This window comes from Shewanella frigidimarina, from assembly GCF_003797125.1.
GTDB lineage: Bacteria > Pseudomonadota > Gammaproteobacteria > Enterobacterales > Shewanellaceae > Shewanella > Shewanella frigidimarina.
This window is the reverse complement of the sequence record NZ_RKKE01000001.1, coordinates 733,653-749,084: the sequence shown is the minus strand read 5'-3', so window position 1 is coordinate 749,084 and position 15,432 is coordinate 733,653. Positions and strand designations below refer to the sequence as shown.

General features: G+C 39.8%; 16 protein-coding genes. 1 reads left to right on the top strand and 15 read right to left on the bottom strand.

The annotated features are described in order from the left end of the window. Window position 1: 1 nt before the first annotated feature. Window positions 2-979 (bottom strand): ABC transporter substrate-binding protein, encoded by a 978-nt coding sequence (locus EGC86_RS03350; RefSeq protein ID WP_165872326.1) that lies wholly within the window; start codon window positions 977-979, stop codon window positions 2-4. 246 nt (window positions 980-1,225) lie between these two features. Beyond that, window positions 1,226-1,870, bottom strand: coding sequence for an Hpt domain-containing protein (locus tag EGC86_RS03345; protein ID WP_123776604.1), 645 nt, complete (start codon window positions 1,868-1,870; stop codon window positions 1,226-1,228). Between the two features lie 570 nt (window positions 1,871-2,440). Between EGC86_RS03345 and EGC86_RS03340 the strand changes: the two genes are divergently transcribed. Then, window positions 2,441-4,909, top strand: a complete 2,469-nt coding sequence (locus tag EGC86_RS03340) for an EAL domain-containing protein (RefSeq protein WP_123776603.1) — start codon at window positions 2,441-2,443, stop codon at window positions 4,907-4,909. Window positions 4,910-5,646: 737 nt separating this feature from the next. On the opposite strand, the gene EGC86_RS03335 is transcribed toward EGC86_RS03340, so the two are convergent. From EGC86_RS03335 to EGC86_RS03280, 13 genes are all read right to left on the bottom strand, one after another. Continuing rightward, the gene (locus tag EGC86_RS03335; RefSeq protein ID WP_011638820.1) at window positions 5,647-5,898 is read right to left on the bottom strand and encodes a transposase; all 252 of its coding nucleotides are present in this window, start codon (window positions 5,896-5,898) and stop codon (window positions 5,647-5,649) included. 19 nt (window positions 5,899-5,917) lie between these two features. After that, a complete protein-coding gene (locus EGC86_RS20845) occupies window positions 5,918-6,070 on the bottom strand; it encodes a hypothetical protein (protein WP_165871047.1) in 153 nt (50 codons plus the stop codon). 518 nt (window positions 6,071-6,588) lie between these two features. Continuing rightward, window positions 6,589-7,953 (bottom strand): magnesium transporter, encoded by a 1,365-nt coding sequence (gene mgtE / locus EGC86_RS03330; RefSeq protein WP_123776602.1) that lies wholly within the window; start codon window positions 7,951-7,953, stop codon window positions 6,589-6,591. Window positions 7,954-8,462: 509 nt separating this feature from the next. Further along, window positions 8,463-8,738: an HPr family phosphocarrier protein gene (locus EGC86_RS03325; RefSeq protein WP_011638818.1), complete on the bottom strand. Its 276-nt coding sequence runs from the start codon at window positions 8,736-8,738 to the stop codon at window positions 8,463-8,465. Window positions 8,739-8,758: 20 nt separating this feature from the next. Beyond that, on the bottom strand, window positions 8,759-9,622 hold the full coding sequence (gene rapZ, locus EGC86_RS03320) for an RNase adapter RapZ (protein ID WP_011638817.1): 864 nt from the start codon (window positions 9,620-9,622) through the stop codon (window positions 8,759-8,761). Next, on the bottom strand, window positions 9,619-10,062 hold the full coding sequence (gene ptsN / locus EGC86_RS03315) for a PTS IIA-like nitrogen regulatory protein PtsN (protein ID WP_011638816.1): 444 nt from the start codon (window positions 10,060-10,062) through the stop codon (window positions 9,619-9,621). The genes rapZ and ptsN overlap by 4 nt, the downstream gene beginning before the upstream one ends. 2 nt (window positions 10,063-10,064) lie before the next feature. Further along, window positions 10,065-10,352: a ribosome hibernation promoting factor gene (gene hpf / locus EGC86_RS03310; protein ID WP_011638815.1), complete on the bottom strand. Its 288-nt coding sequence runs from the start codon at window positions 10,350-10,352 to the stop codon at window positions 10,065-10,067. Window positions 10,353-10,377: 25 nt separating this feature from the next. Then, window positions 10,378-11,862, bottom strand: coding sequence for an RNA polymerase factor sigma-54 (locus EGC86_RS03305; protein ID WP_123776601.1), 1,485 nt, complete (start codon window positions 11,860-11,862; stop codon window positions 10,378-10,380). A 142-nt stretch (window positions 11,863-12,004) separates the two neighbouring features. Continuing rightward, window positions 12,005-12,736, bottom strand: coding sequence for an LPS export ABC transporter ATP-binding protein (gene lptB / locus EGC86_RS03300; protein WP_011638813.1), 732 nt, complete (start codon window positions 12,734-12,736; stop codon window positions 12,005-12,007). Continuing rightward, a complete protein-coding gene (lptA, locus tag EGC86_RS03295; protein ID WP_123776600.1) occupies window positions 12,733-13,314 on the bottom strand; it encodes a lipopolysaccharide transport periplasmic protein LptA in 582 nt (193 codons plus the stop codon). The genes lptB and lptA overlap by 4 nt, the downstream gene beginning before the upstream one ends. Then, complete coding sequence (gene lptC / locus EGC86_RS03290) at window positions 13,301-13,861, bottom strand: LPS export ABC transporter periplasmic protein LptC (protein WP_011638811.1); 561 nt, start codon at window positions 13,859-13,861, stop codon at window positions 13,301-13,303. The genes lptA and lptC overlap by 14 nt, the downstream gene beginning before the upstream one ends. Further along, window positions 13,858-14,424, bottom strand: a complete 567-nt coding sequence (gene kdsC, locus EGC86_RS03285) for a 3-deoxy-manno-octulosonate-8-phosphatase KdsC (protein ID WP_011638810.1) — start codon at window positions 14,422-14,424, stop codon at window positions 13,858-13,860. Before kdsC ends, lptC begins: the two co-directional genes overlap by 4 nt. A gap of 2 nt (window positions 14,425-14,426) precedes the next feature. Continuing rightward, on the bottom strand, window positions 14,427-15,404 hold the full coding sequence (locus EGC86_RS03280; protein ID WP_011638809.1) for a KpsF/GutQ family sugar-phosphate isomerase: 978 nt from the start codon (window positions 15,402-15,404) through the stop codon (window positions 14,427-14,429). Between the last annotated feature and the right edge of the window lie 28 nt (window positions 15,405-15,432).

The window sequence follows — 15,432 nt, the reverse complement described above, 5'->3', positions numbered from 1 at the left end:
ATTACCACCCAGCCTCTAAACTGATGAACTTTTCAAACAATTTCCGATCAAGAATCTGCCTGAAATCAACACGATTTTCTTCAGAGACTAATTTATTATCAATTGCCCATTGGCTTTGAGTTTGGATGTTAGAAAAGAGTGCATTACTGAGTGATAAACGAAAACTATAGTCATTCCAAGAATAACTAAGTTGGGATGGATCGATGTCCAACACTCGGCTAATTTTCGTCTGAGCAAGATCTGGGTGTGTATGAATATAATCTGTTGCGTCATTAATTGATTTGAGTAGCGCTAACTTTTCTGTAATTGATAGCCTTGTCTCTTTAAGTTCGATTAAGTTGAACGATAAGTGATATAGGCCGCGACTGCTGATGACGTTGGTATGTGCGTGAACTTTTTGCGTTAACAAATAACTTAAGGGTTCCCAAGCTGAAATAATATCAACCTCATTATTTAATAACGCCGGAATAAGCTGCTCAGCAGGTAAGTATATTCGCTCGATTGGTTGGTGAGTTTTGTTATACATAATCAATAAACTATCTAAGAAAAACTCGCTGGCACTGCCTTTTACAATCCCTATACGTGCGTGGGCTAGATTATCCAGTTGTTGATACTTTTGTGGTGTTAAGCTAAGTAGTTTGAGATCATTATCTGATTCGACAAAACTGGCTAGTACGGAAAAGTTTGTCTGTTTAAAGCTATTAAACATGACCACCGTTTCTGATGCAGTGGCGAGGTCAACTTGTTTATTCTTAAGGGCGTCAAAGCATTTCACTCCGCTGTCGAATCTCACTAGCTCAACATTAAGCCCATTCGCTCTAAAGTAACCTTGTTGTTGTGCAATAAAAAAAGGTGCTGAAAGTGGTGTGCCAGATACCGCAATTTTAATGGGGTCTTTTAGGGCTGAAGCGGTAAGTGATTTGCTTGTGCCAAGGTCACAACTGGCAATGCCGATTAGCATGAAAGCCAAGATAAACATGTTCAACACTTTGATCATAAAGATACTTCAATAAGGAGTTAATAAGGTTAAGTGTAGCGAATGTATTTTTTTTTGATGTGAAATTTTAGCGAGTAAAAGAATTTTTTAATAATATCAATCAATAGCGTTAGTACTAAGGTATGAGTGATGACGTTAATTTATGTATAATGAGCAATAGAAAAATCAAGCTTATATTTTTTTTGTTATTTAATTTCAATATCTTATATTTTATTTGATCAGTCCGTGTCACTTTCGAATATCCAATATGCGTGGATATATCTCTGTTAATATATTTTCTGCTTGTTGAAACCTTAATTGGTTAATCGATTGTGTTAATAATTCAATATGTTGTGGCGCAATGAGGTTAAGTGTTTTAGCTATTTGAGCAAATGTATTAATGGCATTCATATTATAGTGATTAACTTCTTCCATTAGCGTGTCATATATCATAATAAATTCGTTATTCACTGCTAATATCGGCATGTCTTTTTGGCTATTTGATGCTTGTAAGTCATTCTCTAACAAGGGAATTAGCATTATCGCCAGATTTTTATTCGTAGTTAATGCATCTAATAATACTTCATGAAAATGATTAAATTCTGCAAGTGAGCTATGTGCTAGCTTGGCTTCATGACTTTGTGCACAGAGGACTAATTCGGTAAAACCTAAGGTAGCAGCTGAACTTTTTAGTGTATGAAGCATTAACGCAAAATCAATTGGGATGAATGGTGAAGCCATGGTTTGTTGGATGTATAGGGTCAAGTCATTAATAAATAACTGAACAGCGTTAAAATAGAGAGACTTATTGCCACTAAAATGAGTAAGAGCTTGTTGATAATCAAGCTGATGCTGTATACAAAATAGTGTTATGCGTCGTTCACTAATATTCATGTTATTTCAAATGCATCGTGTGAGTGCGCCTGCTAGCTCTGAACTGATAACACCGCTAAGTTGCTTATTCTTTACCTTAACATTTGCTATCCGTTAATTACCTAATAATTGTTGACCACTACAAATAACTATTGCAGCGTCAAATACGCTGCAACGTACAAGATGATTGCTTCTTTTACAATGCTATCACTCATTATAGAGGTCACTCCCCCTTTTAATATATGAGTACTGTTTGGCCGACTCTGTCGGCAGATACATTGCGATGTGAGTAAGATACTTACTGCTCTACTCGTTTAGCTTGAAAGTGGATCCGTACTCATTTTGTACTTATTTTACTTCAGCGCATTCATCTATTTACATGATTAAGCATATTTTGTATCGACTAAGTTAGCATAATGTATTTATATTAGGTGTAGTGTCTATTCAATCAAAGTAAAAGGTGACGTTGGTAGCTCTTGTCATCGATACACACGAATAAAAAGTAAGCTACTATAAAATGGATGTTAGTTACATATGACTTTAAAGCTAAATTGATGCTATGTAACTAAAAAATAAAGGAGTTATTTTAATATGCTGTTATCCGGTTACACTAATACTATTTATAACATCCTGATTATTGATGATAATGTTCAAAATATTTTAGTGTTAGAAGATATTTTATCTCCTCTCGGCAATGTCTATTTTTCAGAGTCTGGCTCTAATGCGCTTGCGTTGGTGGATAAAATTAAGCCCGATGTTATTTTACTTGATATTGAAATGCCTGACATGGATGGTTGGGAAGTATGCCGTGCACTTAAAGCCAATCCATTATTTAGTGATGTTCCGATTATTTTTATTACTGGCCACACCGAGCCTGAATTTGAAAGGCTTGCACTAGAAAGTGGTGGAGTCGATTTTATTACTAAGCCTTTTAACGGGCCTATTTGTTGTTTACGAGTACATACACAACTCAAGCTTAGGCAACAAAATCGGTTAATTATTAAAGCTAAAGAAGAGCTACAACAATTAGTTAATCAGGTTCCTATGCTGGTTACTTATTGGGATGATCAAGGCCAAAATTTATTTAGTAATGATAATTCTGGTTTGTGGTTTGATACCTTAGTCGGTGATATTAATGGCATGCACATTTCGACTATTTTTCCCAAACAACTCAGTGATGCTATTTTAAACCATCACCGCCACATTACCTCAGATGCATCAAAGTACATTGTCACAGTCCCTCAAAGTGTTGGTTTGAGTTTTTATGAAGTCTTTCAGTCCAAAATGAAATCAAGTGCCGGAGTCGATGGTTATTTAGTAACTGTTATTGACGTATCTGAAGTAAAGCATGCTAAGCAGGCGTTGTACTCTGAAAAAGAACGTCTACGAGTGACACTTAATTCTATTGGTGACGCTGTTATTGCGACCGATACAAAAGGGCTTATTACTTTTATGAATCCTATTGCGGAGCGCATGACGGGTTGGCGATTAAAAGATGCGTTACATCAGAAGATTGAAAATGTAATGCATTTGAAGGATTCTGATACTAAGCAGCCATTATTGAATCCGTTATATTTAGCGTTACGAGAGCAACGAATCGTAGCTATGGCACTAAACAGTCAATTAACATCGCGTGGGGGGCATGTATTTGCTGTGGAAGATTCAGCTGCCCCGATCCGTAATGAGAATGGTGAAGTGATAGGCGCCATCATGGTGTTTCATGATGTGAGTGAAGCGATGGCGATGGCGATGAAAATGAGCCATTTAGCCAACCATGATCAATTAACTGATTTGCCAAACAGGATATTACTCCAGGACAGACTGAGCGTAGCGTGCTCGACGGCAAGATCTTATGGCACCAAAGCCGCAGCATTATTAATTGATATAGACCATTTTAAGTATCTTAATGATTCTTTAGGCCATCAATATGGTGATGAACTTATTTGTTTGATGGCGAGACGAATCCGCACATTAATACCTGCCTCATATACATTGGCGAGATTAGGTGGTGACGAATTTGTGATTTTAATGAGCGATACTCGCTCTGTTGAGGCCTCTTCGCAATTAGCATCCTCTTTAGTTGAAGCGATGCATGAGCCTTTTATTCTGGATAATCAAAAATTTAATGTGTCAGTTAGTATTGGCGTTAGTGTATTCCCAAATGATGCTGTAGATGCAGAAGAGTTAATGAGGCATGCCGATGTTGCAATGTACCGTGCTAAGCAGGAAGGTCGAAATCGCTTTTGCTTTTTCTCGCATGATTTAGAAAGTTCTATTATGGAGCGCCATCATTTAGAGACTCATTTGAGAAAAGCATTAATTAATGATGAACTTTTTGTGCATTATCAGCCTAAATTTGATTTACAGACTAACGCTATCGTTGGTGCAGAAGCGCTAGCTAGACTCAACAGTGATGAGGGAGAACCCATTTCCCCTATAGAATTTATTCCATTAGCGGAAGAGTCTGGTTTGATTCTTATATTAGGCAAGCAAGTGCTTAATAAGGCCTGTGCAGAGGCTAAACGCTGTTTGGATTTGGGCCATACTATTCCTATTTCGGTTAATGTGGCCGCGGCACAATTTGCCGATCCTAATTTAGCAGATGTAATCAAGCAAGCGCTATTGAGTCATAATCTACCGGCACATTTACTTGAATTGGAAATTACCGAAACAGCGTTAATGCTTGATGCAGCGGAAATGCAAAACAAGTTGAGTGAGTTAATATCATTAGGGATTAAGGTCTCTATTGACGATTTTGGTACCGGTTATTCTAGCTTGGCTTATTTGAAAAAATTTAACGTTGATATCATGAAGATTGATATGTCGTTTGTGAAAGACATGCTTAACAATAAGCACGATTATGAGATTGTTAAGACGATTATTTCATTGGGCAAATCGATGGGGTTAGTGCTAATTGCTGAAGGCGTTGAAACGGAAGAGCAGCGCCAGGCATTAATTGAATTGGAATGTTTTATGGGCCAAGGTTATTTGTTTAGTCGCCCACTCAGCACCGTTGATTTTGAAGCCTTTATATCACAAAATAATGTGCTAGAAGTGTAACTTACATTAATGAATAAACGGTGATTGGTTTAGTTTGAGCCGCTTTTGAGTTAATAGAAATGAAAAAGCCCCATTGCATCCTTTGCGTTGGGGCTTTTGTTTGCATTGTCTGTGGTTATATTTATGCCACTGGGGTATCCAACACTCCAATGCTATCAACCTGTACCAATTGATGCTCCAGAGTGTTGTCAAGCTCGTGATTATTATTGTTTTGAGCTTGTCAGCCAGAGGCCGGAATAAAAATGACGTTATTAGATTATAGAGTCTGGGGACCCAATAACGCCTGAACTGTTGTGTTAGCAGTCGTCCTTAACGGCTAACGGTAGAGCGATAAAGCGGCAAGGATGCAAGATGTTTTGCGCTTGTTTTTATTAGAATGTTTGTTGCTGTGCGTTATCAACTTGCTGGGGGACGAGTTGTTAACACAGTCAAACATCCTTGCCAAAACGTTTTTGATACTTAGCTCCACTAATGGTGACAGTAGCGCCGTTAATGGCGAAAGCTAAAATACCTAATAAAAATGACGTTATTGGATTAATAGAGTCTGGGGACCCAATAACGCCTGAACTGTTGTGTTAGCAGTCGGCCTTAACGGCTAACGGTAGAGCGATAAAGCGGCAAGGATGCAAGATATTTTGCGCTTATTTTTATTAGAATGTCTGTTGCTGTGTTATCAACTTGCTGGGGGACGAGTTGTTAATACGATCAAACATCCTTGCCAAAAAAGGTTTATGTTACTAACTTGCCATTGCTTGTAATTGTTGACTTAACTGGGCAATCTTTTGTTGTAAATAGGCTATTTCAGATACGATCGCGCCTTTGTTTTCTGTTTGGCGACTATCATTACTTCTGACCCATTGATAAACAGTTTTAGCCGACACACCATATTGTTTTGCTACGTCGGATAATAATCGATTATGGTTTTTGACTTCATTAATCACTTGTCTCTGTAAGTCGACTGGATATTGTCTCGCATTTGACATATTCATCAAATAATTTCCTTCTGATTTATCTATGTTTACCTGAGCGAGTTTCAACTTCATCCCACTGACTGCAACCGAGATGTGCTAAGAAAAAAATGTTTTGACGGCATTGTGCAATGACATTATTTACCATGACATTTATCGATATAATGCTACGTTTTACGGTTATTTTATTCATCACTATCTCCTATAGTTACAATGGGTTGCTTAAAAAATAAACTACTACTTAGTGGGTATATATTCTTATATGGAAAGCTTGTGCCAACTTTGGTAAATATTTTTAGTTGTTATTTATCAGTTGTTTATATGTTTTATGTGGTTTTGTTATTTTTAAGGTTTCAGCCAAATTGGTGCAATTGCACTAATTTGGTGAGCGTGCTCTGCCGACAACCCATTACGATTGTCATTGTCGTTGCGCAGTATGGATGACAAATATGGCAAAAAAAGGTCACCTTAATGACAAGATGAATACAAGGTTATCGTTGAGTGAGTTGTTGCCAGTTGATGATTGGAGAAACGTTAACAAAGTGGGGCTGAGAATATGGCCGTAAAGATTATCAGAGAGCTAAGCACTCGGTGAATGAGTTTATGTGTGAAAAAAGCCTTATGCGTATAGAAGCGTCGTCGACGTCCGTAAAATTGCGCTAGGCTGCGCAATTTACGGATGACATGATACGTAAGAGTTAAATCAATGAACTAGTTCATTAAAAATAGTGTGGCTAGGCCTAAAAATGCAAATAAGCCAACGACATCGGTTACTGTGGTTAACACCATGCCACCTGCGAGCGCTGGGTCTATATTTAATTTTTTTAACATTATTGGGATGGTGGCGCCAGCAAAGCCTGCTACCGTCATATTAATCAGCATGGCACTACCAATTAGCCCTCCTAATGCGATGTCATCTTTCCAAAGCCATACCGCAAAAAATACCAAAACAGACCACATTATGCCGTTCAATAATCCGATGCCTAGTTCCTTGCCGATTAACCAACGCGAGTTACTTTGGCCAATATGCCCAAGTGCAATACCACGGATCACTAGTGCTAAAGTTTGATTGCCTGCAACTCCACCCATACTTGGTACTATGGTCATTAAAATCGCGATGGTGGCAAATTGCTCCAAGGTGCCTTCAAACATATTACTCACAGACGAGGCTAGTAATGCAGCAAATAAATTGATGGTCAGCCATAGAGAGCGTCTTAGAGTACTTTTGAGCACTGGGCCAAAGGTATCTTCATCATCATCCATACCAGCCATTCCCATCATTGAATGTTCGGCATCTTCGCGGATCACATCAATAACATCATCGATAGTAATTCGGCCAAGTAATTTTGCTTGGCTGTCGACGACTGGGGCAGATATCCAATCCATTCGTTCAAATTTTTGAGCCACATCTTTGTCAGACATCTCTACAGGAATACTTTCTAATTCTGTGTCCATAATACTGCGGATGGTTACGCTTGGATCGCATGTGAGTAAATCGGCTAATCTTACCCCGCCTAAAACATGATCTTGGTGGTCAACGACATATAACGTATCCGTTGTATCGGGTAAATGTCCTCGTTGTCGTAAATAGCGTAATACCACTTCGATATTGACATCTGGTCGTAGGGTGACGGTATCGGTATTCATGATACTGCCGGCAGTATCATCCGGGTAACGCAATGCTTGCTCTACTCTATCTCTGTCTTGGCTTCGCATTGATTTGAGTACTTTCTTGTAAACATCATCGGGTAAACTACGAAGAATATAGGCGAGATCATCTGTATCCATGCCTATTGTGGCCTGGGCAAGCTTCTCTGGGGTCATGCTGCTAATTAGGGAGTCTTTAAGTTCTTCGCCTAACTCATCAAGAATTTCACCAGCATATTGTTGATCAATAAGTTGCCATAACACCTGACGATTTTTGGGCGGTGATGATTCGAGAATAAGGGCGACATCGTTAGGTGACATGGTATGTAGCATGTTACGGGCGTGAACAAACAGGCCGCTGTCTAGCGCTTGAACCAGTTGATTGAGACGTTGTTCTGTTATCTCATTGTCTAGGTACTCTTTACCCATATATCTACTTCCTATTCGTCATACTTATATTAATCAGTATGTAATTATTCTGGGTTTCTCAGGTTGTACAGTTCAAGGCGTATAAATGCAGAAATAGCTGTCTTTACGTAAGACGATGAAATGCAGAAAGATAATACTTAAATACTTCTGCGGTGAAATTCTACAGCAGCCAATGCTGCTTTACATACTATAGACGTACCACTTCACGGAAGCAGAATGACACTGGATCCGTTGCTAGAAGCGGCTCTGTCTTTATCATGTTAAACGCTAAACTCGCGCAGAATGGAATGATACTAATGAGATTGGCATCAACTGCATGAGGTAAACCTAAGGGCTAATATTTTTGAGGGACTGATGTCTATTGGTGATCATCAATGTCGTGACAGTTTGGTTAGTATGGCCTAGCCATATAGAGACCGCATGCAATAAGGATAACGGTTATTTAAAACATGAGTAACTGCAGCTATTCACAAATTACAGGCTATTTATAAATTTAATTTGATTAAAAATTAACAAGATTCATCAAATTTAGCATTAATGAGATCACACACTGCGTTTAATGCCACTTCAGCATCAGGGCCTTGAGCAGTAACAGTAATCATTTTACCAATACCACTTTCAAGCATTAATAACCCCAGCACACTTGCAGCGCTGGCATTTTTTTCACCTTGAGTTAAGGTGATGTTAGCATCAAAATCCGCAGCTAATACTGCGAGTTTTGTTGCTGCACGGGCATGTAATCCCAATTTATTTGAAATGGTCACTTGGCGTTCAAGTTTGATCATTGACGCGATCCTATGCTCACTTAGTTATTAGTATCACTGATATTTAACTCTCTGTGGCGAGCATTAACCGTGTGTTTACTACCTTGTCTAAACCGTTTAGCTAATTGATCTGCAATATATACCGAACGGTGCTGACCACCAGTACAACCAATCGCGATGGTAAGGTAACTGCGATTGTTACGTTCTAGATGTGGCATCCAAGTTTCAAATAGATTTTCAATTTGCCAAATAAACTTATTCACTAATGGCTGACGCCCTAAAAACTCTTGTACGGGTTCGTCTAAACCCGTAAATGGACGCAGCTCAATTTCCCAGTGCGGGTTAGGTAAAAAGCGTACATCAAACATAAAGTCAGCTTCTGTCGGCATTCCGTGTTTAAAACCAAAAGATTCAAAGTTAATCACTAACTCTTTATCAACACTGCCTAATAATATTTGCCTAACTTGGTCGCTTAATTCGTAGATATTTAGTGCAGAAGTGTCGATGTAGTGATCAACAATTTTTGCGATCGGCTCGAGTAAACGGCCTTCTAATTTGATCGCTTCTTGCAGTGAAATATGATTTTTAGATAATGGGTGCAATCGACGTGTTTCGCTGTAACGTTTAAGCAATACTTTGTCATTGGAATTTAAAAAGAAGCTGATAATTTCAGTGTCATTCTCAAGTAGTGCCAATTGGTCTTGAAGCACTTTACCTTGTTCTGCAATGTTACGAACATCAACACTAATCGCAACCAAATCATTGCTGCCCTTAAGCTGGGCTAATAATGTGCCAATAAGTGGTAAAGGCAAATTATCAACACAATAATATCCTAGGTCTTCTAATACTCTCAGGGCAACGGATTTTCCTGAGCCTGAACGTCCCGATACTATGACAAGTTTCATGCAGTAATAACCTGATAAAGTTCTGTTGCGTCGTGAGTTTTGCGAAGCTGTTTCAATATTTGCTTATCGCTTAACTTTTGGGCCATGCTTGATAACGTGCCTAAATGTTGTTGGCACTGGTCGGCAGGTACTAACAAAGCAAATAAAAGATCCACGGGCTGCTTATCTATTGCATCAAAGGCAATGGCTTCTTCACATTTAATAAATATCGCGATAGGGTGATCGATGGTCGTTAATCGACCATGAGGTATCGCAATGCCATTTCCTATACCTGTGCTACCCATTTTCTCTCTCGCTAACAGGCTTTCAAAAACCTCTTGCGAAGACAGGGTTGGGTACTGGGCAGCGACTAAATTGCTGATGAGTTCCAGTACTTTTTTCTTACTGCCCGGTGTGGCACAGGTAGTGCATTCCGGCTGCAGAATGGTACAAAGTTCCATCGTTAGTGTTTTGTATTCTTCTCTTTGTGTTTAATTACCTGACGGTCGAGTTTATCGATCAGGGCGTCTATTGCAGCATACATATCAGTATTTTCTGACATTGCAAAAATCTCTGCGCCATTAACGTTGATTTTAGCTTCTGCTTTTTGTTGTAATTTTTCTACATTGAGCACAACGTGTACATTATGGATCTGATCGAAGTGCCGTTCAAGCTTTGAAAATTTACCTTGGACGTATTCACGTAAAGATTCTGTGATTTCGACATGATGTCCAGTCAGACTTATTTGCATAAAAAATCCTCCATTGCCTAGTAGGTTATAAACTCTTACGTTGGTTTGAGGGCGGGATCAGCATTGCTTCACGGTATTTTGCAATCGTACGACGCGCAACGTTTATGCCCTGTTCTGCCAGAAGCTGAGCCATTTTACTGTCGCTCAGTGGTTTTTTCTGGTTTTCTGCGGCAACCAGCTTTTTGATAAAAGCACGAATGGCTGTAGATGAGCATTCCCCGCCATCGTCAGTACTGACATGGCTAGAGAAGAAGTATTTTAGTTCAAACAACCCTCGTGGGGTGTGCATATATTTTTGTGTGGTGACTCGTGAAATGGTCGATTCGTGCATCTCTACTGCTTCCGCAATATCATTGAGCACCATAGGCTTCATGGCTTCTTCGCCATATTCAAAAAAGCCTTGCTGAAATTGTACAATGCAATTTGCCACTTTAAGTAAAGTATCGTTGCGACTTTCAATACTTTTAATAAACCATTTAGCCTCTTGCAGATGGCCTCGAATAAATTGACTATCCGACGGGTTTTTACTGCCTCTAGCCATGGCAGCGTATTGCTGATTAACACCAATTTTAGGCATGTTGTCTGGGTTTAACTCTACAACCCAGCGGCCATTTTTCTTTAATACAGTGACATCGGGAATAACGTATTCATCATCCATTGGGGTAATTAATAAACCAGGACGAGGATTGAGTGTCTGAATTAGAGTGATTGCGTCACGTAATTCATTTTCTTTTAGTTTTGTTTTACGCATCAATAATCTGAAATCACGGCCAGCAATTAAATCTAAATAGCCTTTAATTAACAAACGAGCATTATCGATATGTGGTGTGTCGTTAGAGAATTGTGCTAATTGAATAAATAGACATTCACTTAAATCACGTGCAGCAACACCAACAGGGTCAAAGTGTTGAACGCGTTTTAATACCGCTTCAACTTCATCAAGTTCCACATTTTCATCACCCATGGCTTCAAGAATATCTTCGGTACTTTGGGTTAAATAACCGCGTTCATCTATGGCATCAATAATGGCGGTGGCAATGGCGAGATCAGTGTCTGAAAATGGGGTAAGATTTTTTTGCCATTCTAAATGTTCGTACAAACCTTCGGTCGTTTCACCTTGAAAGGGCATGTCGTCATCGCGCATGCTCGCACTGCCTGAACCTGACATTGGTGAGGCTGTGTACACTTCGTCCCATGTGGTATCCATGGCTAAATCATCCATGGTTTCTTTGGTCATGGATTCTGCAATGTCGACAGTGGAAGTGTCTTTTTCGACATTAACAATGCTGTTGTCACTAAAGTCGGTATCCGCTTGGTCGCGATTTTCCTTTAAGGAGTCTTTTGCTTCAGAAAACTCATCTTCTATTTCAAGCAATGGATTTGAATCTAATGCTTGTTGGATTTCCTGCTGTAGCTCCAATGACGATAATTGCAGTAAGCGAATGGCTTGCTGCAATTGTGGGGTCATGGTTAAGTGTTGACCCATTTTAAGTTGGAGTGACGCTTTCATTTACCGCTTATCCCTAGATGATTTTCAATAAAAATGACAATCTCGAAACTGTAATGGATTGCCATATACATCAATGACATTTAACGTTGTTTAGGTATCGTTCAATGAAATGAGTTAGCTAGACTAAAGGCCAGTAAAGTAACTATAGCTTGAATTGTTCACCTAAGTACACAGCACGAACTTGTTGATTACTTAATATCTCATCAGGTGTGCCTTCGGCGATTAAATTACCCTGGCTAACGATATAGGCCCGCTCACAAACGTCTAGCGTTTCACGTACGTTATGGTCGGTAATTAATACCCCTAAACCGCGATTTTTAAGTTGTTGGATGATTTTTTTAATGTCGATGACCGAAATAGGATCAACACCAGCAAAAGGCTCATCAAGCAAAATAAATTTTGGATTAGCAGCTAAAGCGCGCGCAATTTCAACTCGACGACGTTCGCCACCCGATAACGACATGCCTTGGCTGTCGCGTATGTGAGTAATGTGGAATTCTTCGAGTAGATGCTCAAGTTGCTCAATACGTTGGTCTGTACTGAGCTCTTTGCGAGTTTGCAGTACGGCCATTATGTTGTCGTAAACGGTAAGCTTGCGGAAAATACTGGCTTCTTGTGGTAAGTAACCTATACCTTTGCGGGCGCGCAAATGCATTGGATCGGCAGTAAGGTCGTCATCGTCAATTAATATCCGACCTTTATCGCTTTTTACTAAGCCGACAACCATATAAAAGGTGGTTGTTTTACCTGCACCATTAGGGCCTAAAAGACCGACAATTTGGCCGGTTTTAACCGTTAAGCTCACATCTTTAACAACCTGACGAGCTTTATAGCTTTTTGCTAGATTTTCAGCGGTTAAGGTAATTTGGGTCATGGTTTGATCTGCTTGTTAACAGGGATTTCAGGGAGCTTTTGCTTTGGCGCCGACTCGTCTTGGAAATTCTCTGGTTGAATGATGGTGATTACCCGATCTTGTCCTGTACCAGTACTTTCGGCAATCAGCTCTTGAGCACTGATGTTGTACTTGATTTTATTACCGGTAACCTGGCTACCAGACTGATCCAATTTGGCGTTGCCAGTCAATGTGAGTGTAGTGGTGGCAAGGTCATAGCTAATTTCGTTAGCACTTGCGGTACCAATTTTACCGTCATCTAATTCTTGTGAAAATGTAGCAGGGGTGCCAGTAGCAATTAATCTCTTGCTGGTGCTGTTTTCAGGGGTAAACGCCCGTAACTGATCTGCATTGATATTAATCGTGCCTTGGACAATTGTCACCGGACCATTAAAAACAATTTGATTGTTCTTAATGTCGGCAGACTGACTGGCGGAAGCGATTTTCAATTCTTGTTTCAGATCACCTTGTTTCGCTGTGGCTGGCAAACTCAATATGCAAAGTATGCTACTTAGTAACACAACATTGGCGCGAGTGTGGAGACGATTAATGTGGCTCATATGTTCCTTCTACCTGGCTAAGTAGCGATAATTTTTGCGAATTCAAGTCGGCATGCAAGCCTAAACCTTGAATAATAAACCCTTTACCTTTGATGTACACCATCTCTTGTGAGGTGCCTATCATAGTGGTTAAATCCACCGTAATGGCTTGGGTACTCAGTGACTGTAGAGGTTCTTCTATATCAATGGCATCAATAATAACATTATTTTCTAATGTGACTTTGCTGGTATTTTTATTCAATTGCCCACGGTCTGCACTTAATTGCCATTGTGCTTTACCATTTTCAGGGAAAATGAGGTAGATAGGTTTGGTAAAGTGAGTGATGTCGCTTGAAGCGTAATGCTCCATGTGCTCCGCGCTGACTCGACTTTCGACAAAACCTAGTTGATTGAATTCTGTCGTGCGTAGGTTATCTGCAACAAAATCTGGTCGCTCAATACCGCGTATTTGCACCGCATCCATTTCACTGCGTTTTATTTGTGCTTGCCAGTACAATATAAAAGCAAGCCCAAAAAAAGCAATAATACCTAGCGAAACTCTACTCATATACTCATACCATGAGCACTGGCAAACTTATCTTGGCTTAAGAGTAATAAATCGGTGAGTTCACGCAGTGCGCCATGGCCACCGTTAAGAGTGGTTGTCATATGGCACTGTTGTTTGACAAACGGATGACCATCACCGACACAAACAGCTAGCCCTACGGCTTTCATTACGGGTAGGTCTACCATGTCATCGCCAATGTAAGCCACTTCATCTGGAGTCACATTATAAAGAGACAATAATTGCTCAAAAGGCTCAAATTTATTATCAATACCTTGATAAATATGTGTGACACCTAATGCTGTCATGCGGTTCTCAACAATCTTAGATTTACGTCCTGTTATAACGGCAACATGAACACCACTGGTAAGCAAAGAACGAACACCATAACCGTCACGAGTGTGGAACGCTTTGAGTTCTTCACCTGCATTACTGAGGTAAATACGTCCATCTGAAAATACCCCATCGACATCACAGATTAACAGTTTGATTTTTTGAGCTCGCTGCCATATGTCATTACTGACAGGGCCGTAAAATCCTTGGTGAAACGAAGTTGATTCTGACATGATTAAATGACTCCAGCTTTAACCATATCGAGCATGTTTAATGCTCCGATCGGTTGATGTTTTTCATTAACGACTATCAGTCCGTTGATGCTCTTTTCATCCATGATTTGCAGTGCTTGTGCTGCTAAAATACCAGCAGGGCTGGTAACACAGTTTTTAGTCATTACGTGAGCAATAGAAGTGGTTCGAAGGTTCACGTCTGCATCAATAACCCGGCGTAAATCGCCATCGGTAAAAATGCCTACGAGTTTACTCGCATGGTCGACTACCGCCGTCATGCCAAGACCTTTTTTAGATATTTCATAAAGTGCGTCAGTAATACAAATATCATCATTGACGATCGGTAAATCATCGCCTTGATGCATGACATCATCGACTTTTAGTAATAATTTTCTTCCAAGAGAGCCACCTGGGTGTGATAAGGCAAAGTCATCACGAGTAAAACCTTTTGCTTGTAATAAAGCAATGGCTAATGCATCGCCCATAGCCAATGTAGCTGTAGTGCTGGAGGTGGGGGCTAATCCTAATGGACATGCTTCTTCTTGCACTTGAATGCATAAATGGATTTTGGATAAACGTGCCATATTAGAGTCTGGTTTGCCAGTTACAGCAATCACAGGTACACCCATGCGTTGGATAACAGGCATTAACGTTAGTATTTCGCTTGACTCACCAGAGTTGGAAATGGCGAGTACAATGTCATTTTTGGCTAATGCGCCCAAATCGCCATGACTGGCTTCTCCTGGATGAACAAAAAATGCCGGTGTGCCAGTACTGGCAAAGGTCGCGGATATTTTGTTACCAATATGGCCAGATTTGCCCATTCCCATGACAATCACTTTACCTTTGCACTGCATGATCAATTGACATGCTTGGTCAAATTCAACCGAGTCTACATATTGATATAAATTATCTAAGGCAGCTTTTTCTATATCAATGACTTTACGGCCCCATTGACGAAATTGAGTGTGATTTACCATACGACTCTCTCTGTTAGCTTAATACTTT